Raw genomic sequence first — 20,797 nt, forward strand, 5'->3', positions numbered from 1 at the left:
CGCCGCAATCATGGAGACAACAAATAAAGGATCCGGGCTGATGGAGCCTTCGGCCAAGACCGTGCTTCTGCGGGACCTGACCAGATGGGTCAGACGTCACGCTCTTGCACTGGCTTTCAGCCTTGCGCTGGTCCTGCTCAACCTGATTAGCTGGCTGCTGATCTGGCTGCTGCGCATCCCCGGCAGGACACGGCTGGGCATGCCGCTGTCAGACCTGATCATTCACCAGGTTCCGCATCCGGTCCACGGCCAGGGCCGCTCCTCGCTTCTGGTCCAGTTCGCACGGCTGCTGGTATCCTTGGTCATCACCCCTGGCCCCCTGCAACTGATCATAGATGTGGCCCTGGTGCTGGTCATGCTGTGCATCGCCGAGACCCGACTGGGTCGCAGACGCACCGTGCTGGCATCAGTCATCAGCGCGATAGGCGGCGCGGCTGTCGGGCTGATCATCTGCACCCTGATCAATGCACTCCAGGACCATTGGGCCTGGTTCATCCGAGTGCCCATGACGCTCAGCCCCATCATCCTGGTGGTCGGATCCCTGATGGCCTCCATCCCCTTCAGCGACTTCCTCTGGCGACGCAGGATCGCCACCATAGGCTACACGGCCTTGATACTGATGGTGCTGTATACCGGCAACCCCGGCTACTATTGCGCCCTGGCTGCAGCGCTGATCGGCCACTTGACCGGCCACCTCTGGCACGGACCGGTCCAGGACGCCAATCCGCATGGCCACAGCGGCTCCTATGAGACCCGCCACCTGCTGGGGGCCATTTCCACGGTTCTGGCTCTCGGCCCCCTGGTCACCGTCTCCTCCAGGATCCGCGCAGGATTCTTCACCCCGCTGGGCATGTTCCTGGGTTCGGACCCTGGCGGCAGCGCTGCCCTGTCCCGCTGCCTGGCCGAGAACAACCAGGCCAGCTGCTACGCCCAGTACGGTCTGGTCGCCGGCCGAGCACCCACCGGCGTCTCGTCCCTGATCATGCCCACCCTGGTACTGCTGGTGGTGGCCTGGGGCATCTACCATGGCCGCCGGGTTGCCGCTGTCACCGGTCTGGTCCTCAACACCCTGACCATCATCCTGGCGATACTCTATTTCCTGGTCTTCCCCCTGACCATCGGAGACGGCCTGCCACGGGTCATCCACCACGGCGCCCTGCCCTCCCTGCTGATCATCACCCTGCCGCCGCTGATTCTCAATTGGTTCCTGGCACGCAACCTGCGCATCTTCCTGGTACGGACCAAGGCCTCGCGCCTGCAGGTGGGCTGGGCGGCCATCGTCCTGGCCTTCCTGGCCACAGCCATGGGCTATCTGGCCTTCACTGCCGCAAGCCCCGGGTCCTTCCACCCCTGGCCCACCACCGGCAGGGCCCTCTCCCAGCTGCCCGAACTCTACCTGCCCAATGGTGTGGCCTCGCGCTTCCGCCCAGCCCTGGTCCCACGCACGCCCACCGGGATGATCGTCAGCCATGGGGTGGGGCTGATCTTCTGGCTGGCGGTCCTGGTGGTTCTGCTCTCCTGGATGCGCAGCTCGGTCATCCAGAACGGCAGCGAGCGCCAGGAGGCCGATCGTCTGGTCGAGTATGGGGGCGAGAGCATGTCCTTCATGACCACCTGGGAGGGCAACAGCTACTGGTTCTCTGACAGCGGGCGCTCGGCCATCGCCTACCGGCTTTTGCACGGCATAGCCCTGACCACCACTGGCCCATTCGGCGACCCTGACGAGTATGCGGACGATCTGGACGGATTCGCACGCTTCTGCAACGCCCACTCCTGGTCACCGGTCTTCTACAGCGTCCACAAGCCCCAACGCGATCTGCTCGCCTCCCGCGGCTGGTCCACCCTGACAGTCGGCTCGGAGATGGTGGTCACCCCCAGTCTTTGGCAGACCAAGGGCAAGAAGTGGCAGGACATTCGCACAGCCATCAACAAGGCCAAGCGCGACAAGATCACCGACGTATTGACCACATTCAACGATGCCTCCTGGGATGTCCAGTCGCAGATCGTGGACATCTCCGAGCAGTGGGCCGAACTCAAGGCCCTGCCCGAGATGAAGTTCACCCTGGGCGGCCTGGATGAGCTGAGGGACCCGCGCATGGCCATCCTCTACGCCGTGGACGACCAGGGCAAGGTGCTGGCCGTGACCAGCTGGATGCCCACCTACCGCCAGGGCCAGGTAATTGGATGGACCCTGGACTTCATGCGGCACAGGACCGACAGTCCCAACGGGATCATGGAGTTCCTGATAGCACGGATGGCCGAACGGCTGCGCGACCAGGGGACGGCGGAATTCATGAGCCTATCGGCCGCTCCCCTGGCCGGCATGGACAGCAGCGAAGACGATGACGATGGTCAGGGCGAAGATCGGACCGCCTTCCTGCAGCATGCTCTTCACCTGGTGGCCGACCTGATGGAGCCGGCCTATGGCTTCCGCTCGCTCTTCTTCTTTAAGAAGAAGTTCCAGCCCAGCGAGCACCCGGTCTATATCTGCTATCCCGACCCGGCTCAGCTGGCTCAGATCGGACTGGCTGTAGTCCAGGCCTACCTGCCCAATCTCAAGGCTTCTCAGGCCTGGGATGCCATCAAGACCATCATGCCCAAGGGCCGGGAGGATCACTGACGTCTGCCTGACCGGAGCGGTCTTGACAGCTGCTGCACAGGCCGTAGACCTCCAAGGTGTGCGAGGAGACCGTAAAGCCATGTTCAGACGCCACGGCCTTCAGCCAGCCATCGTCCGGCGGGCTGATCTCCACGGTCCTGCCGCAGCGTTCACAGACCAGATGATGGTGGTGCCTACGCTGGGCCAAGCAGACCCGGTAGAGGCGGATGCCTCCGTGCTCAATGCAGTCCAGGCTGCCGGACATATGCAGGGAAGCCAGCTGCCGATAGACCGTGGCCAGGCCGATTCGCTGGCCCGAATCGCCAAGGAGCCTGTGCAGCTCCTTGGCTGAAACAAAGTCATTCTGGGCCTGAAGAACCTTCCAGATGGCGTTCTTCTGCCGCGTCCGGCGGCCGACGGATGAGCCAGCGTTCATGATTAGATACACTCCTTGGGCTCCACCAAGCCTACATCCGGATTGCCGGGACGGATGTGAGGATTCGGTTCAGTCCAGGTCGGACCAGCAGCCTGTGGCCTCCAGATCCCTGGCAGTACTCTCAGGATCGTCGGTCAGCACCGTCAGATGCCCCATCTTGCGGTCGGTGCGCACTTCGGCCTTGCCGTAATCATGCAGGAACCATTCGGAGTGCTCATCAAGCAGCCTCCTGACCGGAGCCACATGCTGACCCAGAACGTTGACCATGACCGCGGGACTGAGCAGGCGAGGCTTAGGCAGTGGCCACCCGGCGATCCCCCGGACATGGGCATCGAACTGGTCCATGGAGCAGGCCTCGATAGTGTAGTGACCGGAATTATGAGGGCGCGGGGCCAACTCGTTGACCACCAGACCGCCATCGGGCATGACGAAGAGCTCAAGGGCCAAAGTCCCGGCCAGCTTGAAGCCGTCAGCCAGAGTCAGGGCCATGTCACGCGCCCGGTCGGCCATCTCAGGCTCGACCTTTGCCGGCGCCAGAGTCATGTGCAGGATGTTGTGACGGTGTTCGTTGCGCACCATGGGGAAGGTGACATAGTCCTTCCCGTTGCCCGAGACCAAAATGGAGGCCTCAAAGGCGAAGTCCACGAACCCCTCCAGCACGGAGGGCGGGAAGTCACGGCCCTTCATCCGCGCTTGCAGGGCCTGCAGATCCTCCTTGGTGCGCAGGACCGCTTGGCCATGGCCGTCATACCCACCAGTGCGAGTCTTGAGCACAGCGGGCATGCCCAGCTCTTTCAGGGCCGCATCCAGCTGATCAAGACTGTCAACCTGCCTCCAGGGAGCTGTATCGATGCCATGGCGGTTGATGAAGGTCTTCTCGTGGACGCGATCCTGGGTGACCCTGAGCAGGTCGGTCCCCTGGGGGATGGCCACACGGTCCCTCACCTGGTCCAGTGCGTCGGCATCCACGTTCTCGAATTCGTAGGTGAGCACATCGCTGCGGTCGGCAAGCCGCTTGAGGGCATCCAAGTCCCCATAGTCGGCCGTCTCCTGAAAATCGGCTACTTGGGCCGCTGGAGCATCGAGCGTAGGGTCCAGCACGCCGATGCGGAAGCCGTGGTAGCGGGCACTCAGAGCCATCATCCGTCCCAGCTGGCCGCCGCCGACGATCCCGATGACGGATCCCGGCTCCAGGTGATCGATTCTTCCCTTGGTCTCCTCAGACAAGCTTGGCATTGGAAGCCTCCACGGATCGGGCCAGCTCGGCACGGTAGTCATCCAGGGCCTGAGCCAGCCTCGGATCATTGATGGAGAGAATCGAAGCCGCCAGCAGGCCGGCGTTGGTAGCCCCGGACGCCCCAATAGCCGTAGTCGCTACAGGAATGCCGGCAGGCATCTGCACGATGGACAGGAGTGAATCAACCCCGCTCAATGCATGGGACTTCACTGGCACTCCGATGACCGGCAGCGTGGTCTGGGCCGCCACCATCCCAGGCAGATGGGCTGCTCCTCCGGCCCCGGCGATGATGACCCCTATGCCCTGGCTCCGGGCCTGATGCGCGAACTCCGCCATGCGCCCTGGTGTGCGATGGGCGGAGATGACCTCCTTGGTGTAGACGATAGCGAACCGGTCCAGCATCCGACAGGCTTCCTTCATCGTCTCCCAGTCGCTCGATGATCCCATGATCACTGCGACGCTTGCCCCTTCATGTGTATTGTCAGCCATCGGCCCTCCAATGTTCATGCACATCCGATACTACGCAAGGCCGGGGAGAAGCCGGCCAATCGTGACGGTCCTATGGATGTAAGGGCCGGGCCTGGTGAACATCGGGCTTACAGCGGTTCCAAACCGCCGCCCCAGACCTAGAATCATTGGATTGCACGACAGCAAAACAGACAGGAGGGTTATGGGCAAGCTTCTGGACAGCATCGACTCCCCAAAGGATCTGAAGGTTCTCTCCTTGGAAGAGCTGAATCGACTGGCCGACGAGATCCGTCAGCTGCTGATCCGCTTCTGTCGACGTCACGGCGGCCACCTGGGCTCCAACCTGGCCACCATCGAGCCCATCATCGCCCTGCACTACGTCTTCGACATGCCTCATGATCATCTGATCTTTGATGTCTCCCATCAGGCCTACACACACAAGATCCTGACCGGCCGGCGCCGGTTCTACACGGACCCTGAGTCTCAGAAGGATCTTTCCGGATTCACCTCGCCCAAGGAGAGCCCCTACGACGACTTCATGCTGGGGCACACCGGCACCTCCATCGGCCTGGCCTGCGGAATGGCCGCCCAGCGGGATGCGACCGGAGGCAAGGCCAACATCATCGCCTTGATCGGGGACGGCTCCCTGAGCAGCGGGCCAGCCTTCGAGGGGCTGGACTGGGCTGCTGAGCAGGGCGGCAACCTGATCATTGTGGTCAATGACAACGAAATGTCCATCGCCGAGAACCACGGGGGGCTATACAAGAGCCTGGCGGCCCTGCGTGCCAGCGGGGGACGCAGCTCAGACAATCCCTTCCGCTCCCTTGGACTGGACTACCGCTACGTGGATGAGGGCAACCGGATCGAGGATCTGATCGAGGCCTTCCGTCAGGTCAAAGACACTGATCATCCGGTGGTGGTTCATATCCATACCCGCAAGGGCCTGGGACTGGGCCAGGGCAGCCAAGGACAGATAGGATCGACTTCGATGGCCCAGAGCGATGGGCAAACAGCTCATATGACTTCCCTGCCGGATTTGCCCGCCGAGGGTCCGGTGGAGGCCAACCACTGGCAGGACGGCTTGGACTCCCTTAACCGTCTGCCCAACTCACGAAAGACCTACGGAAGAATGGCCATGCAGGCCCTGGAGGCCAGGTTCTCGCAAGAGCCGGGTCTGACGGTCATCTCCCCCGCTACACCGCTGTCCAACGGCATCGATCCCGACTTCCGTCAGCGGGCTGGAAATCACTACCGGGACGTGGGTATCGCCGAATCTCACGCGATAGCCTATGCCGCGGGCATCGCCAAGGCCGGAGGCACGCCTGTAGTCGCCACCTCAGCCACCTTCTTCCAGAGGGCCTACGACCAGATCGAGCAAGAGATGGCCTTGAACGGTAGTGCGGTGACCCTGCTGGTCTTTTCCACTGGCGTTGCCAAAACCGATGCCACACACTCAGGCACGGCCGACATGGTCATGATGCGAGGCATCCCCGGACTGACCTGCCTGGCTCCGACCAGCGGATCCGAGTTTCTGGACATGCTGGCCTGGGCCACTGGCCCGGCCCGGCAGCCGGTGGTCATTAGGGTGCCCGGCGAGCGCACGCTGGCGACAGAACGCGCAGGTAAGCCGATAGCGCCGGTAAAATCCGATTCCACGACCGCAGGCCAGCCATGGGACCGTTACCGTATCCTGCAGCAAGGCAGGACAGTGGCCCTGCTAGCTCTCGGCGATGCCCTGCCCCTGGGTCGTGACCTGGCTGATTCCTTGAAAGCGTCCCTGGGGCTGAAACCCACACTGGTGGATCCGCATCGCTATGACCGCTTGGATGAGCAGACCCTGGAGGCCCTGGCCAGCACCCACTCCCTGGTGGTCACCATCGAGGATGGTCAGCTGGATGGCGGCTGGGGCCAAGCGGTGGCTGTCTACTACGGACCTAGTCAGATTCGCACCCTGGCCTTCGGAGCGGCCAAGGAGTTCAAGGACCGGGTTCCCAAGGCCACCCTGCTGGAACGGTATGGCATGACCGTTCCTGCAATGACTCGAGCCATATCGGATGCCCTTGCCGACCAGGCTTCATAGATCTGACCCGCCGGTGGACCCAGGCGGGTACAATGAAAGGGTTTGGCCCCGTAGCTCAGCTGGATAGAGCAACTGACTTCTAATCTGTAGGTCGAGAGTTCGAATCTCTCCGGGGTCACCAACACAACCCCTACTCCCCAAACGGATGCAGGGGTTTTACCTTATCTCCTTGGCCAATAGACAATCTGCGGCTTGTGTGCCAATTGTGTGCCATAATCAAAAAAATCACCGGCCTACCCTGTACCGACGTTCGATCTCCCTCACGGTCCGCTCCGTGGCCCCATACCTGATGGCGGCCAGGTCTGCTCTGATCTGCATGTGCATGACGGCGAGGCGCTCGCGGTCCTGCCGGCTGAGTCCTGTCTGCTGCTCCTGGTCGATGATCTGGTCGAGCCGCTTGTGCAGGAGGATGGTCAGACGCTCCCGCTCGTCATCCGATGCTGGGATGTAGGAGGGGTGGCTGTCGGAGATTTGGGAGATTTCCTCAGGGATATAGGCCATACCTGGATGATAGGCTGGAATCGACGGAATCATGCGGAAAGCAGATGCTCTACTTACTACGGCATACAACGCCAAGCGATGCACGGCAAGGCCTTCCCAAAGCGTTGAGCTAATACTTCGAATATAATTTAGCAATCATCGTCATACGAAAGGCGAATAGGCGTGATGTCTACTTTTTTGAGTTTCTTCTGGTTCTTAAGAGATGAGATAAAGGGCATGCTAGACAGATTGCCCAACAAGAAAGAAACGCTTCAAAAACTAATAATCTCTATTACAACCGCAATCTTGATCTTTTTGTGCCTTTGGCTTTTGGTCACAAAAAAGCCGTTTGGCATCCCGGCACAAGCGGACATGACAACAATCACAATAACTTCTGTAGAAGTATTCTCATGCTGTTTCTTTATACTTTCTTTCTACTACGCACATAGCGCCAGATATCATGTCTGGCAGGCCACCTATGGTATAGGCGCGCTGAAAACCATATTTATTGCTCTTCTATCTTTGGGCCATTATGATTATATTATTAAGGTATTCTCTCTGAATCTTCGGGATTTTTCTCATAATCTAGTATTCACGGCTATGATGCTTGTCCAGGTGATCACAGTAATTTACGCTGGCTTCGACCTTCTCAATTTTAACAATCTGCATTGGTTTCTGAGAACATGGCCGTATAGCGCAACTGGAATTTTTTTCATTCAAGTCGCCTTCCACCAACTGGAAGACCGCAATCATTCTCTTCTTCTGGAAAACAACTCAGTTGCGAATACTATCCTTTCATTCATCACCATAACATATTTCGTTCAGGTGTTTAATGAACGCTTCTGCAAGAAACAGGACGACCAACCGAAAGCTCAAAGCCGAAACCGGCTAACGGGCACAAGGAAAAAATCGATCATGACAACAACGAATGACGAGATCAAAACTGCCATGAAACGACTACACTCGGGAAACAAGAAGAGCTGCTACGTGCTGGTCAACCCATCATTCCTGAGATTCTCCTGCCCCATCAGAGAACCCGTCAATCATGGCATCTCATACAGGTTTAACGTGGCCAAGTTTGAGGGTATCCTCCTGTATGATTCTAAGACCAAGCTGTATCTGGGATACTTCTCCTTAGGCCCTAAGCATCACAGGGAGACATTGCTTCTGCCTTGCACCAATGGCGAACAATATGACAAGACCGGCGAAGAGCGCCTGGCACCACCACCAGTCGACGCTGCATACGGAACTTGCACCATCGACGGATCCCCCAAGAAGCCTTAGGAAGGGTCATGCAGTCCGTATTATTCGGGGGAGTGGGACGGTGTGACAAAACCAAGTTACAGGCCATCGGCAGCACAAGATGGCCTGGCTGCAAAATGTGGATAAGTCATAAAGGCCCCGCCGAATGGGCATCAGGACTCATGTCCGAGAGGCAGGGCGGGGGACAATCAACTCCCATTTTACACGCTGAGACGCGAAAAACGCCCTCGCTCCGGTCTCCCGAAGCGAGGGCGATGTAACTATTGAATGCGGGATTGAGTAACTCTGGTATCGAGATTGTTCAGTTGGAAACGCCTGTAGGGCTTTCGATGTGCGAAACTCTTTTGCCCTCGTATACTGCCGTGTTGCCGGCTGGGAAGCTGCCGATCGCATAATAGTGTGTCCAAAGGGACCACAGCACTTTCCATTCTTTGCTGTCTAGATCTGGTCTTGTGACGGGCAGGCCGCAACGCTTCGCATTCTCATAAGAGAATACGGCTGCATGGTTCGTCGGCACATCAATCAGAGGCCCCTTCAATTGATCGCATAGGCGGTCCACGTCATCTTTGCCTCGTGGTTTGACCGCCTCCAGCGCCTCTCTCATCAACGTTCCCGAACGGTCAATAGCCGATTTTGACTGCTCGTATGTCAGCATATTGACTTCAGACAATAGTGACGAGTACAAGGCATACGCTCCGGGATTATCCCGCACTTTTGCCTCGGCATCCTCCACGGCACGCACCAGTTCCTTTGCACTGACCATGAATCTTGACTGAAGGATCATCTGGGGGTCGATGGGACCCAGATCACCAGCCGGTCCCATCACTATCTCGTCAGCACCGAGGCAAAGCACGGTAGCAGCGCTTTTTGCCATATCAGGCACGATCACGCGCACGGCTCGGCACTGATCCTGCATGGATTGCACCATGCGCAACGCCATCTCCCCGCTCCCGCCGGGTGACGACAAGAGCACATCAAGCTCTTTATCCGGGTCGCAATCACCCAGGAGCTCCTGGAATACAGTCATCTTCCCTTCGTATATCTGATCGACGACTGCAATCAGATTCCTGCCGGTGATTTGCTCGTATCCCCTGATGAGCTTCTGACGTTCATACCGCCCTGAATGCTCCGACGCATACAGAGGGGTCCTGCTGTCTATAAGGAGATCCTCCCAATTGTTTTCTGAAAGCTTATCGGCTTTCCTTCGCGTAGCTTTGCTCCGAGAGCCCTTGCTTCTAACGCCATCGTTTTCTGCTCCTGCCATGAAGTATCCACCTTCTTTTCAAGGAGCTTTCGACGCTCCTTCTTCGTTTCCTCCATAGAGTCCTCCAAGGGTAGGTATCGGACATTATTACACTGGGCCCGGATTAACGCTGGCTATCAGAATTTAAAACCGCCCCCACTCTGAAAATACCGGAGCGGAGGCGAGTTACAGACACGACGTGGGGACAGATCTACTTGCTGAGCGCGGCTTTAGCCTGACTGACTCCGATGCAGCCTGCGATGAGCACTCCCAGCGCGTAAATCGTAGTCACGATGGCATCCGTGTGAGGCAGACCCCAGACGGGGCCGACGCTGTGGACGAAGCCCCCCAGCAATGGCAGGAAGCCTAGTCCCACCCATTTGAGGATCTGGTAGAGCCAGTCGGGCAGCCAGTAGGGCTTGCCCTCGTCCTCGGGGATCGTATCGGTCATAAATATCACCTCCTCAGTAGTGAAGCACTTCGCCTGCATAGATCAGGCTGGGGTTGCCGGACCGGTAGCCGTGCAGCCGGCTTTGAGGGATGCCGAGCCTGGCGGCAATCCCGGAGAGCGTGTCACCGCGACGCACGGTCACGGTCCGCCCACCGCCTCCGCCACCGCTGCCGGTGGCGAGACGCTGGCCCGGATAGATGACGTAGGGTGCTCGGATGCCGTTGAGCTGGGCTATCACAGGCCAGGAGCCGCCGAAGACCATGCTCAGACAGTCGCCGGGACGCACCACATAGGTGCCAGAACCGTTGCCGCCGCCGGAGTTGCCTCGCAGGCGCTCGTTGACCACGGCCATGACCTCGGCATAGCGGTTGCCTAGGAGGGCGTGCCGCTGCGGGTCGTTGCCGTACTCGCCCCGGATGACTGCCGTGGCGAGGCTGCCCACGTCACCGACAGGCGCACCCTGGGATGGCGTGGGAGACGGCGTGACCGGATTGGCCTGCGTGCCGATGGGAGCATTGGCGTACTTGGCCCAGGTCCCCGCGTCGCCGTAGAACCAGTTGACGTCAACGGCGTTGCCCACGCCGGGCACGTTCCCCGTGGAGGAGTACTGCCAGGCAGCCGCAAACGGCCAGGGTGCCACCGAGTAAGGCGGTGCCCCAGGATCACGCAGACGCTCGCCTGTGTAGCCTCGCGGATAGCCGGCCACCCAGAGCCCATAATCGGCTCCTGCCACAGCCTGCCAGTTTCCGGCCTGGATGTTGGAGGCCTGCATGTAGATGATGGGCTTGGTACCCCAGTAGGAGGTCACCCGGTCAAGCCACCGCTTCGCCCAGTCCGTATGCGAGTTATACGGTGCTGGCGGCTCCCAGTCCAGGAAGGGGATCACGCCAGCATGCACGAGCCCGCGGGCGTTGGCCTGGGCGTTGAAGTGGTCGGCCTCGGCCTCCGGGCTGGTGCCTTTCTCCGGCCTGGCGTAGGCGTAGGCCCCGAGTCTTAGGCCGGCGGACCGGTTGGCGGCGATCTGGCAGTCGGCGGCTGGATTGACGTACCAAGTGCCCTCCGTGATCTTGGTGATCGAAAAGCTTGCTCCCGAGTCCTTGGCCGCCTGGGCGTTGTAGCACCCTTGATAGGACGCGTTGTCGAAGCCGGCGTCCGCGTAGGCGGCACCTGGGGTGAGCATGGCCAGGACGGCGAGCGCCCCCACCATGATCCGCGCGTATCTGGGCTTGGCGCGGGCGTGCCGCGCATGGGACCATCGCATGCATATCCTCCTATTTTTTGGCATGAAAAAGCCGCCCGGATGGGCGGCGGGACAGGTGATGGGCGGTCAGTCGATGGTGGGCAGGGCCTTGATCTCCTCGTAGATCTTGGTGCCCGTGCCGTTGCCTCCCAGGCTGTGGTAGGCGCGGTAGACGCGGTCGGCCTCGTCCATGACCGCCACCGGGATATAGCCGAGCGGCACATATTTGGCGTGGATCTCCAGGAGCTCGGCCCGCAGAAGGGTGCGCAGGCCCGTCTCCATGGCCCGGTCCCTGGCTTCCTCCTTGCGGTGGCTTTTCAAAAGCCATCCGCACAGGCCGCCCACGCCGGTCAGGAGCATGGGCACGATGGACTCCAGGATGATCATCAGCAGGTCAGGCATCCACAGGCCCCCTCTCAGCATTCCGTGAGGAAGACATAGCGGGCGAAAACGTGAGGTTTCGTATAGGGTTCGGCGAAAGCCCAGTCGGCGTTCATGTCGATGCTCACGTCGCCGAACTTGATCGTCTGGATGCGCAGAACGTAGGTGCCGGCCTTCATGAACACCATCCTGCTGCTCGTGAAGTTGTCGATACCGCCGTTTTTTGGCGGGGAGAGCAGGGCATGCCTGACAGGGTCCCACCCTCCGGGGGTGAAAATTTCCAAGCGGATAGCGTATTCGCCGGATCCTGCCACGCGGGCACCTATATCACACATGTACCATCGGCCCTCGCCCGGCCCGGGAACCACGAACGTCTGGTTTGCTACTTCGGTGACCCAGCCGTCTACTGGTACGCCCGACCAGTTTGACATCCACTGGTAAACGCGGCGACCCACCCCGTACCGGGGCATGGCGTTGACCGTGATGTCCCCCGAGATGCTGGCGGACTCCGACCCGGCGATGTCCACCCGGTTGGCCGCCACGCCCGCGGTGCTGCCCTGCGGGCCGATCGTGGCCGAGAACTGCGGCTGCTGCGGGCTCGTGCCCATCAGCAGCCGGCTGGACATTCCGTTGTGGTCCCCCCAGATCAGCCAGTAGGGGTGCGTCGGATCATCCCCGATACCCTGCAGGCCGCCAGTCGTGGATCCTTGGATCAGGGTCTGGCTCAGCTGGATGCGATCCCCGGACAGGGCCGTTTGGAAGCCGCCCACCGCTTGCACGCCGTCACCCGATGCACGGAAAAGATACTTGCCGTCCTTGCCCTTGGCCCAGTATCCAGACTCGTCGAAGCCCACCAGCCCGTCAGGCGTGGAAAACTGGCCCGACCTGACGATGGCGGCCGTCAGGCTCCCCACGTCGATCTCGTCGGCCTTGATCTTGCGCACGAGCAGTTTTTCGAGCAGGGCCTCGCTGGCGGTCACCTTGTCGGCGACCACCGCCCCGTCTGCCAGGCAGATGGTGCCCACGCTGCCCGCCACCAGCACCTGCTGCGCCATGAGCACGTAGTCGATGAAACTCTTGCCGTTCCACACCTGGATGCCCGTGACGTTACTGGCCTTGTCCAGCTGCATCCACAGGTCGCCCAGGGCCAGACCGCCGTGCGAGGGCTCGGATGCGGCGGCGATGATCCGGTTCTTCCCGTCGGCCGTGGTCTGCGCCCTGGCGGCCTGGTCCTTGGCGTCCTGGCTGTCGGTCACATCCCGGACGGTCAGGCCGGTGATCCACCAGCCCGTCGCCTGGTCCCCATAGCCGGCGATGTTGAGCCACACGCTCAGACTATGGTCCGTGTCGGTCCACTGGTCGGGCGTGCCGACGACGGCCTCCCGCCACACCCAGGAGGACGCCTCCCCCGGGGTGACCGTGACCGCCTCATCCCAGTGCGTGCCGGGGTTGACGTACCGCCAGCCGATGCGCAGATCCTCACGGTTTTTCCCGTCGCAGATGCACCAGAAGCCGAAACGATACTTGCGTCCACGATCCAACGGAAAGCGCCAGGAGCTGAAGTAATCCCTCTGCGTCAAGGCCCCGTAGGTGGCGTAAGGCAGAGGCGGCTTGGCCGGGGCACCGCTCGTGCCCATGCTCAGCCCGAAGCCGTCCAGGTTCCCCCACGCCGGGTCGAAGGCCGGATTGCGGACCAGCTCCACGCCACGCGAGAGGGCCGCATCGGCCTTGCTGCTGGCCGCCGCGCTCTGGCTGACCGCCGTGGTGGCACTGTCCACAGCCTCGCCGGCTTTCAGCTTGGCGTCGCCGGCGTCCTTCGACGCCTGCTTGGCCGACTCTGCTGCGTTGTTGGCCGTGGACACGGCCGTGCCCACACTGCCTGACAGGCCGTCGGCGATGCTCTTGGCCTGGCTGGCCGTGCTGCCGGCGTCTGCCGCAGCCTTGCCCGCGTCGGCGGCCGCCTGGCTGGCGCTGGACGCGGTCTGCTGCACCCCGGCGATCTGGTTGATGGCCTGCTGCGCCTTGTCCTGCGCATCTTTGATCTCGCTGGCGTCCACGACACTCTTGACCGTCACACTCACCGGCCCGGTCAGGTCGGACCCGTTGGGGGCCGGGCTGCCGTCCTCCGCATGCGCATCATCCCACGCCCTGACGGTCACCTGGTGGACGCTGTCCGCCTCATACGGGCCCAGGGTCGCCGTGCCACGGACCCGCAGCTGGCCAGCCTCCACACCGTCCACCAGGATCTGCACATGATCGAAATCCGCAGGGATGCAGCCCTGCAAAGTGCCGTCCCAGGAGACCAGGATCATGCCCGCAGCCGAGTCCACACCCACACCCGTGGGCATGCCCGGAGGGGTCGTATCCCCCACCCAGGGGGCGATGCCCTGCAGACCGGCCGCCTCGCCGGCGATCAGCTTGGTGCCGTTCGCCGTGGGGATGGTGACGCTGCCGATGTTGCCCGTCTGCTGCCGGCTGGCCATGTCCAGGGCTCCGGCGGCCAGGGCGGCCAGCTGCTCCCCCGGGCTCTGCGGGGTGATCAGCGTATGCTGCACGATAATCCCTCCTTACTGGTAGGGGTCTTCCATCACGTCGAAGGTGACCTTGGCCGTATTGGTCTGGTCGCCGGACAGGAGCATGACCGCCGTCCGATAGTCGCCGTCCGGCAGGCTCGGAAAGCCCTGGATGCTCAGCACGACCGGCATGCCCGGACGAAGGCTGGCCGGGGACAGGGCCACGTTGCCGGCGGTCAGATCCCCGAAATGCACCTGGGCGGTGATCTGGATAAGCTTGCGCCGGCCTGCCTGCAACTGCGCCCGGGCGTGGGACTTGAGCACGGCCGGATTGTCCGTGTCCGTGTCCGAGTAGGCCGTCTCCCGGAGGATCTGCGGGTCGGGCCCGCCGGTGATGCCCGACAGGTCCTGGGCCAGGGCCGTGAGCACGCTCTCATCGCTCCCGGCCCCGGTCGCATACACCCGCTGGACCGGGGAGGCGTGCGCCACCTGCAGGTCATCCAGCAGACTCGCCCCCTGATGATAGGCCAGGCAGACCGGAGGCCGGTCGGCGAACAGCCGCCGGTCCCCGTCGCTGCCGGCCTCGAAACGCACCCGTACATGCGACCCGTCAGCAGTCAGATAAGGGATGAAGGCGAAGTCCGGCCCGTCCTGCAGGTCGGCGATGTCGCACAGGAGCTTCTTCGCACCGTTGTTCTGGATGTTCCAGGCTTTCCAGCTGGTCTTCTGCCGTGTCCCGTGCTCGCCCTGGTAGGGCCAGTCGATGGGCAGCTGGCCGCCCTGCTTCCGCCCGCTCGCGTACAGGCCGGCCTCGCACATGATGCCCCGGTAGGACAGGCCGTCCACGCCGATCACATCCGTGCTCTTCCCGTCCCGGAAGGCCCCCTCGCGGACGACCAGCCGCTGGGCGAGAAGCTCCAAGGGCGATGAGAGGGGGAAGGATGTGTCCTGCTGCGTGTCCTGCCGCTCGCCGATCACCCCCCAGATGGCCGGGTCGCCGAAGTCGTCGCCCGCCATGGAGCCCGCCCAGGTCAGGCACAGGGCACGCCTGGTCGAATCCAGGAGCAGGCTGCGAGCATCAGGTGTGTCCGCCGGCAGGGCCGTCCAGGGCAGCGTCATGTTGGAGGCGCTCCGGTCGCCGGGCTCACGGGACGTGGTCGTGAAGGAGGAGTCACGGATGCCCATCTGCCATTGGAATGAGGGGATGTCCACGGGGGCGATGACCCGCCCGTCGCGAGCGTCGGTCAGCCAGGCCCTCCAGCTCACCGGGCCGGCCCCCGGTCCCACACCTGGACGGTGCGCCCCGGGTAGGTCAGCCCGTCGTTCTCCCCGTAGTGCATGTAGGACTGGCCGTTGCCCTGCTTGCTGGCCAGACCCTGCTTGACCTTGATCGTATGGGTCCCCTGCCGCATGGTCATGATCACACTGTCATGCGCATGCGTCCACACGCCGTGCATGAGCAGCGTCTCCCTCGTCGACCCGGGGATATCCTGGTCGTCCAAAATGAAGGTGACCGCCCAGGACGCCCAGTCGTTGTCGCCCACAGGCAGCATCTGCCCCTGGTCGCCCCTGATGGCGTAGGCCACGTCCGCGTCGTAGGTCAGCTCCACCACCCGGTCGGTCGGCAGGTAGACGGTCACCGGATACTCGATGGACCACTGGCGGGGCCGGGGATCCCCCCACACGTTCGTCCGCCGGTCCACATACTCCTCCAGCAGGCCCAGGTTGGCCTCGTAGGAGATCGCATAGTCCACATCCCCCCAGGCCATGGCCGACGCGGTGCTCATCGCCCCCGCAGGCAGCCGACGGTAGCCGACCACCAGGCCGCCGGCCTCCACCTGCGGAGGCTGCGGAGCCGCGGACGGCGTGCCCTGCTGCACCTTCACATGCACCCGGTTGTCCGGCTGGCCCGTATAGGAGACGATATAGACCGCGTCGATACGCGGATAGGCCGAATCCCCCGCATCCACCGCATTCTCCGTGAAGGGGCTGCCGCCGCCATCCCACCAGGCGATGCTCATCCCGTCCGTCTCGCCCATGGAGCACACCGCCAGGCCCGGGCTCACCCCGTAGCGCAGATCCTGACGGCCCGACACCGACAGGCCGCTGAGCACGCCCGTGCTCGCCCACTGGCCGGCGATCACCCTCCGGTGCGTCAGCGCATCACACCCCTGACCGTTGCTGTCAGGGGCCACACCCAAAGCTGTAGACATAGATCACTCCTTACAGATACGTGTCACGGACACTCACGGTCGCCCAGCCCGAGCCAGGCGACATCAGCTGCACCGACAAAGACCCCATCGCCGGGACCGCAGGAAAGCCCCTGCTGGCGAGCAGACGGCTCACATCTACGCCCCCCATGGACGCCGTCTGCGTCCGGCAGTCGAGGACCAGGGGGACCATGCCCACGCTCCCCGACCACTGCAAAGCCCTGCCGTCAGAGCCCACCAGGAGCACCCCGTCAGGCATCGGACCCGTCACCGTGATCACCGGATACGCCATGGCCGAGCCAGCATTACGCAGCAGGGCCACACTCTGCGGGGAGCCCGCATCAGCCCCATACGAGAGCGGATACACCAGGCCCAGGCCCTTGCCCCCATAGGAGAGACCTCCGGATGCGGAGGACACAGGGAAAAGCTGCACGTCCATCGACCGCCAGGAAAGACGCTCGGGACGGCGACACAGGACGGTGATCAGGCCAGTATCGGTCTGGGCTGCCATGTTTTGTGGTGCCTTGTCGGGGAGCACCTGGAGCACCTCCCCCACCTGGTAGGTGTCCTCGGGAGGGTCCACGACCCGCAGGCGGACCAGCCGGTGCGTCAAAGCGCCCAGCATGCCGCGCAGCTGCTCCAGCCTGCCCCGGTCGCCGGCCAGCAGCCGGTAGGAGACGGACACAGTGCGCGCCCCGTAGGCGATGTCCGCCTCGCCCACGTCATGGTCGCCGTCACCCCACTTGCGAGGCGTGGCCTCAGTCCGCGACTCCGGGGTGCCATACCAGCCGTCGATCTCCCTCATGATCATCTCCCGGTCCCCGTCATCCCCATACAGGCGGCACAGCTCCTTATCACCGGTTTGCGGATAGAAGATCACCGTGCTCACAGCATGCCCCCTCTCCTCAGCAGGCCGAGGGTCGCATGACGCACCCTGGCCGAGTCCAAGGCCGACTGCGCGTAAGGGTCCTGCACCACATGCTGGTGGAAAGTGACCGGCTGCTCATACACGATCCGCGGCTCCTGACTGGCTGGCTGTAGCAGGTTCGGGGTGATCGGCGTGGCCTCGTACTTCTGCACGTAGCCTCCGGTCGCATAGCGCTGCCAGTTGATGGCATTGAGCATCTCCGTGCCGTACTGGCGCACCGCAGCAGCCCTGATCACGTACTCCCCGTTGGACAGGCGGGCCGGGATGTCATCGCTGGTGCCCGTGCCGGGGCCGGTGATCAGACCGCCGATGGCACGGCCTGGGACCGCTCCGATGTTGATGTGGAAGGGCTTGCTGAGGATGCTCCCGATGGTGTCCCAGAAACTGTGTGTATCCGCATCCACGGAAATGTGCTTCCCATCTATATGAGCGTCCTCGACTGCTTTCTTGGCAGACATGAAAGGTCCGTTATCACCGGAGATGAGCCCGGTCTTCGGCGCTATCTTCCAACCGTTGGCCTCGGCGATCTTGTGCCAGTAGTGGTTGTCTTCGCCCTTGAGCTGGCCGGTCTTGGTGTCGATGGTCGCCCCGTTGGCCAAGGCGAGCGCCATGTCGTACTGGTGCTTGTCCAAGGTGAGCTTGGAGTGCTTGTCGTCGATCTTCGCTCCGGTCACCTCGCGGATGGCCATCATGGCATCCTTGTTCTTTCCTGTAATCTGGATGGTCTTCCCGTCAGGCAGTCCCTTGGCCGCCAAACCCACCTGCTTGAGGGTCTTCGATGCTTCGTCCTTTATTTTGAGTGGCTTGGCATTGGCTCTCTCGATCTGGTTCACCAGGTCCTTGACCCGTCCCGAGGACAGACCCACCGAGTCAGCGAAAGCTGCGGCGTCGCCGTCGCTCATGCCCATGGCTTTCGCGTAGTCGATGACCTTCTGCCGGCCCTGCTCCATGACCTGGCTCACCTTGTCGATGCCTTCACCGTTTCGGGCGTGGGCCTCGGCGCAATCCTGCGCTGCTGTCGCCAGGTCCTTCAGGGCCTTGCGGTTGGCCTGGCCTTTGGGGTTGAACGCGTCCAACGACTTGCCGTTCTTCTTCACGGCCTCGTCAGCTGCGGACAGGGCCTCCCCCCATTTGGTGTCAGCGTCGAAAGCACCTAGTTTGAAGCCGTAGTACTGTTTCAGCGCATCCACGGCCTCGCCCAGCGCAGAGGACTCCTCGTTCACGCCTTTGTTGGAGGCGTTCAGCTGGTTGGCGAGGATGGATGATGCGTCAGCGGCTTTCTGAGTCTGCTCGGCTGACTGGCCTTGCGCCTGAGCGTGCTGGCCGGCCGCGTCGGCTGCCTTCTTTTCACTCGAGGCCAGCTCATCCTTGCCCTCCTTGTTGCGTTTTGTCTCTTCCGTGGAATTCTTGTACTCCCGGGTCAGCTGGGAGAGCTTGGTCTGGCCCTCGGTGATGACCCCGTAGTACTGGCTGCCGGACTGCTTGTTGGCCTCAAGCGCTTTGTTGACCTGGTCTATGGCGGCCTTGTTGCCCTGCACAGCGCGCGTAAAGGTACCTGCGCTGATGCCACAGGCTTTGAGCATGTCATCAAGGCTCCCAAAGCCAGTGTCCATTCGCTGCACCCAGCCCCAGTCGACGTTTTCGCCCTTGGTGATCATGTCGACGAGCTTTTCGCTGGCGTCCCCGCCTTCGGCCATAGCCTGGGCAAGCTCATCCTGCGCGGCCTTGGCCTGGGCCGCATGCTTTGCGAAAGTATCAAGCACAGCACCGGCCACGCCAAGGGCGATGCCCCATTTTCCGCCGAGCAGGTCGACGAGGCCGCTGCCGGCGCTTTTGAGTGCGCCCATGCGCAGGGCGGAGCCGCTGGTGGCGGTGCCCACGCGGCGCATCTGCTCCTCATAGGTGAGCGTGGACAGTTTGATCTGCTCCACCGCCGTGCCGAAGTTGCCCATGGCGGCCTGCACGCGCTGCACGGGGTCCACGATCATGCCGAAGCTGCGGCTCAGCGCGCTGGTGCTTTGCGCCGTCTGTCCGAAGACCTTGTGCAGGCCTACGCCGGCTCCGGCGGCCAGGCCGAGCATGACGACGGTCTGCTGCACTGGGGCTGGCAGGTCGCCGAACGCGGTCACCAGGCTGGTGACCGACTGGATGACGTTGCGGATGGGCCCGTTGGCCCCGGACCCGATCTTGATTAAGGAAGTCTCCACCGCGCCGCCGAACTGCTCGACGTCGCCTTTCAGATTGTCGGTCAGTGCAGCGGCCTGTTTGGCGGCGAATCCCTGCTGGTTGACCTGCTTCGTGAATTTTGTGACGCCTTCGGCACCCTGCTCGTAGAGGGTGTTGCCCACGCTCATAGCCGCGTTGCTGAAGAGCACGCCCATGGCGTTGGCCCGCTGTTCGGGGGTGAGGGCTGACAGCTTCTCCTTGAGCTGGCCCGCAAAATTCGCCAATCCCACAAAGTTGCCTTGGCTGTCGTACATGCTGATGCCCAGCTGTTGCATCTCCGCCTTGGCTGGGCCGGAGGCGCTGGTCAGGCCGATCAGCGCGGATCTGAGCTGCGTGCCCGCGTCGGAGCCGACGATGCCCTGGGAGGCCATCATGGTGATGGCTCCGGTGGTGTCCTCGATGCTCATGCCCAGCTGGCTGGCGGTCGTGCCCACCATTTTCAGGGCCTCGCCCATGTCGGAGACCCCGCCCTGGGCGGTGTTTGCTCCGGCTGCCAGCAGGTCGGCCACATGGCTGGCCTGGTTGCCTTTCAGGCCGAATTCGTTGAGTGCGGAGGCGGTGAGTTCTGCGGCGTCGGCGACGCCCATCTGGCCGGAGGCTGCCAGGTCGAGCGCCCCGTCCAGGCCTCCCTGGAGGATGTCCGTGGTGCTCACGCCGGCCTTGGCGAGCTCGTTGATCGCGTCGGCGGACTCGGTGGCGCTGTACACGGTGCGCGCCCCGGCCTCCAGGGCCGCATCCCTGAGCAGCCCCATGGTAGAGGCGCTGGCACTCGTATTGGCCTGCACGGCGCTCATCGAGGCATCGAAGTCCATGAAAGCCCTGACGGCTGCCACGCCAATGGCGGCACTCAGAGCGCCCACGCCCAGGGCCACCTTCTGACCCATGGCAGAGAACCGCTCGCCCTTGCTCATGGGGCGTTCCAGGGCTGTGGACAGCTCCGTGGCCGAGGCCGAGGCGGCCTGCATCTTGGCGGTGTAGTCCGTGCTGTCGGCCATGAGCCTGATGACGATGTTTTGGTTGAGCGCCACGATGCACCTCCGCG

Annotated in this window: 16 protein-coding genes and 1 tRNA gene; 4 read left to right on the forward strand and 13 right to left on the reverse strand. The window is 62.5% G+C overall.

Translation table 11 applies throughout. The features are described from left to right. Nucleotides 1-10 precede the first annotated feature (10 nt). Nucleotides 11-2,620, forward strand: a complete 2,610-nt coding sequence (locus RAM15_RS05640; RefSeq protein ID WP_306221117.1) for a bifunctional lysylphosphatidylglycerol flippase/synthetase MprF — start codon at nucleotides 11-13, stop codon at nucleotides 2,618-2,620. Here the strand turns inward: RAM15_RS05640 and RAM15_RS05645 are convergent. The 3 genes from RAM15_RS05645 to purE all read right to left on the reverse strand — a co-directional run bounded on the left by RAM15_RS05645 (nucleotide 2,592) and on the right by purE (nucleotide 4,761). After that, nucleotides 2,592-3,035 (reverse strand): Fur family transcriptional regulator, encoded by a 444-nt coding sequence (locus RAM15_RS05645; RefSeq protein WP_306221118.1) that lies wholly within the window; start codon nucleotides 3,033-3,035, stop codon nucleotides 2,592-2,594. The two genes, RAM15_RS05640 and RAM15_RS05645, sit on opposite strands and share 29 nt — an antisense overlap. Nucleotides 3,036-3,104: 69 nt before the next feature. Then, nucleotides 3,105-4,271: a 5-(carboxyamino)imidazole ribonucleotide synthase gene (purK, locus tag RAM15_RS05650; RefSeq protein ID WP_306221119.1), complete on the reverse strand. Its 1,167-nt coding sequence runs from the start codon at nucleotides 4,269-4,271 to the stop codon at nucleotides 3,105-3,107. Next, a complete protein-coding gene (gene purE, locus RAM15_RS05655) occupies nucleotides 4,255-4,761 on the reverse strand; it encodes a 5-(carboxyamino)imidazole ribonucleotide mutase (RefSeq protein WP_045924682.1) in 507 nt (168 codons plus the stop codon). Before purE ends, purK begins: the two co-directional genes overlap by 17 nt. 181 nt (nucleotides 4,762-4,942) lie before the next feature. Here purE and RAM15_RS05660 point away from each other — a divergent pair, with 181 nt between their 5' ends. Both RAM15_RS05660 and RAM15_RS05665 read left to right on the forward strand, forming a co-directional pair. Further along, nucleotides 4,943-6,820, forward strand: a complete 1,878-nt coding sequence (locus RAM15_RS05660; protein WP_306221120.1) for a 1-deoxy-D-xylulose-5-phosphate synthase — start codon at nucleotides 4,943-4,945, stop codon at nucleotides 6,818-6,820. A 44-nt stretch (nucleotides 6,821-6,864) separates the two neighbouring features. After that, nucleotides 6,865-6,941: transfer RNA gene (locus RAM15_RS05665), tRNA-Arg, on the forward strand. 104 nt (nucleotides 6,942-7,045) lie between these two features. Here the strand turns inward: RAM15_RS05665 and RAM15_RS05670 are convergent. Beyond that, nucleotides 7,046-7,321: a hypothetical protein gene (locus tag RAM15_RS05670; protein WP_306221121.1), complete on the reverse strand. Its 276-nt coding sequence runs from the start codon at nucleotides 7,319-7,321 to the stop codon at nucleotides 7,046-7,048. 165 nt (nucleotides 7,322-7,486) lie between these two features. Here RAM15_RS05670 and RAM15_RS05675 point away from each other — a divergent pair, with 165 nt between their 5' ends. Beyond that, entirely contained in the window at nucleotides 7,487-8,584 is a 1,098-nt protein-coding gene (locus tag RAM15_RS05675) for a hypothetical protein (protein ID WP_306221122.1), read from the forward strand. A 280-nt stretch (nucleotides 8,585-8,864) separates the two neighbouring features. On the opposite strand, the gene RAM15_RS05680 is transcribed toward RAM15_RS05675, so the two are convergent. The 9 genes from RAM15_RS05680 to RAM15_RS05720 all read right to left on the reverse strand — a co-directional run bounded on the left by RAM15_RS05680 (nucleotide 8,865) and on the right by RAM15_RS05720 (nucleotide 20,783). Beyond that, entirely contained in the window at nucleotides 8,865-9,827 is a 963-nt protein-coding gene (locus RAM15_RS05680; RefSeq protein ID WP_306221123.1) for an SDH family Clp fold serine proteinase, read from the reverse strand. Between the two features lie 190 nt (nucleotides 9,828-10,017). Then, on the reverse strand, nucleotides 10,018-10,257 hold the full coding sequence (locus RAM15_RS05685; protein WP_306221124.1) for a phage holin: 240 nt from the start codon (nucleotides 10,255-10,257) through the stop codon (nucleotides 10,018-10,020). 13 nt (nucleotides 10,258-10,270) lie between these two features. Continuing rightward, complete coding sequence (locus RAM15_RS05690; protein WP_306221125.1) at nucleotides 10,271-11,518, reverse strand: GH25 family lysozyme; 1,248 nt, start codon at nucleotides 11,516-11,518, stop codon at nucleotides 10,271-10,273. Nucleotides 11,519-11,584: 66 nt separating this feature from the next. Further along, on the reverse strand, nucleotides 11,585-11,899 hold the full coding sequence (locus tag RAM15_RS05695) for a hypothetical protein (RefSeq protein ID WP_306221126.1): 315 nt from the start codon (nucleotides 11,897-11,899) through the stop codon (nucleotides 11,585-11,587). A gap of 14 nt (nucleotides 11,900-11,913) precedes the next feature. Continuing rightward, nucleotides 11,914-14,433, reverse strand: a complete 2,520-nt coding sequence (locus RAM15_RS05700) for a hypothetical protein (protein WP_306221127.1) — start codon at nucleotides 14,431-14,433, stop codon at nucleotides 11,914-11,916. Between the two features lie 12 nt (nucleotides 14,434-14,445). Beyond that, nucleotides 14,446-15,657, reverse strand: a complete 1,212-nt coding sequence (locus tag RAM15_RS05705) for a hypothetical protein (RefSeq protein WP_306221128.1) — start codon at nucleotides 15,655-15,657, stop codon at nucleotides 14,446-14,448. Next, nucleotides 15,654-16,604, reverse strand: a complete 951-nt coding sequence (locus tag RAM15_RS05710) for a hypothetical protein (protein WP_306221129.1) — start codon at nucleotides 16,602-16,604, stop codon at nucleotides 15,654-15,656. The genes RAM15_RS05705 and RAM15_RS05710 overlap by 4 nt, the downstream gene beginning before the upstream one ends. Before the next feature lie 10 nt (nucleotides 16,605-16,614). After that, nucleotides 16,615-17,490: a hypothetical protein gene (locus RAM15_RS05715; RefSeq protein WP_306221130.1), complete on the reverse strand. Its 876-nt coding sequence runs from the start codon at nucleotides 17,488-17,490 to the stop codon at nucleotides 16,615-16,617. Then, nucleotides 17,487-20,783: a phage tail tape measure protein gene (locus RAM15_RS05720; RefSeq protein ID WP_306221131.1), complete on the reverse strand. Its 3,297-nt coding sequence runs from the start codon at nucleotides 20,781-20,783 to the stop codon at nucleotides 17,487-17,489. The genes RAM15_RS05715 and RAM15_RS05720 overlap by 4 nt, the downstream gene beginning before the upstream one ends. Between the last annotated feature and the right edge of the window lie 14 nt (nucleotides 20,784-20,797).

Source organism: Bifidobacterium asteroides (assembly GCF_030758775.1).
Taxonomy (GTDB): Bacteria; Actinomycetota; Actinomycetes; order Actinomycetales; family Bifidobacteriaceae; genus Bombiscardovia; species Bombiscardovia kimbladii.

What these genes read in the sequence shown, in the direction of transcription:
- RAM15_RS05640 (WP_306221117.1), top strand. Translation starts at nt 11, where the DNA reads ATGGAGACAACAAATAAAGGATCCGGGCTGATGGAGCCTTCGGCCAAG.
- RAM15_RS05645 (WP_306221118.1), bottom strand. Translation starts at nt 3,035, where the DNA reads ATGAACGCTGGCTCATCCGTCGGCCGCCGGACGCGGCAGAAGAACGCC.
- purK (WP_306221119.1), bottom strand. Translation starts at nt 4,271, where the DNA reads ATGCCAAGCTTGTCTGAGGAGACCAAGGGAAGAATCGATCACCTGGAG.
- purE (WP_045924682.1), bottom strand. Translation starts at nt 4,761, where the DNA reads ATGGCTGACAATACACATGAAGGGGCAAGCGTCGCAGTGATCATGGGA.
- RAM15_RS05660 (WP_306221120.1), top strand. Translation starts at nt 4,943, where the DNA reads ATGGGCAAGCTTCTGGACAGCATCGACTCCCCAAAGGATCTGAAGGTT.
- RAM15_RS05670 (WP_306221121.1), bottom strand. Translation starts at nt 7,321, where the DNA reads ATGGCCTATATCCCTGAGGAAATCTCCCAAATCTCCGACAGCCACCCC.
- RAM15_RS05675 (WP_306221122.1), top strand. Translation starts at nt 7,487, where the DNA reads ATGTCTACTTTTTTGAGTTTCTTCTGGTTCTTAAGAGATGAGATAAAG.
- RAM15_RS05680 (WP_306221123.1), bottom strand. Translation starts at nt 9,827, where the DNA reads ATGGCAGGAGCAGAAAACGATGGCGTTAGAAGCAAGGGCTCTCGGAGC.
- RAM15_RS05685 (WP_306221124.1), bottom strand. Translation starts at nt 10,257, where the DNA reads ATGACCGATACGATCCCCGAGGACGAGGGCAAGCCCTACTGGCTGCCC.
- RAM15_RS05690 (WP_306221125.1), bottom strand. Translation starts at nt 11,518, where the DNA reads ATGCGATGGTCCCATGCGCGGCACGCCCGCGCCAAGCCCAGATACGCG.
- RAM15_RS05695 (WP_306221126.1), bottom strand. Translation starts at nt 11,899, where the DNA reads ATGCCTGACCTGCTGATGATCATCCTGGAGTCCATCGTGCCCATGCTC.
- RAM15_RS05710 (WP_306221129.1), bottom strand. Translation starts at nt 16,604, where the DNA reads ATGTCTACAGCTTTGGGTGTGGCCCCTGACAGCAACGGTCAGGGGTGT.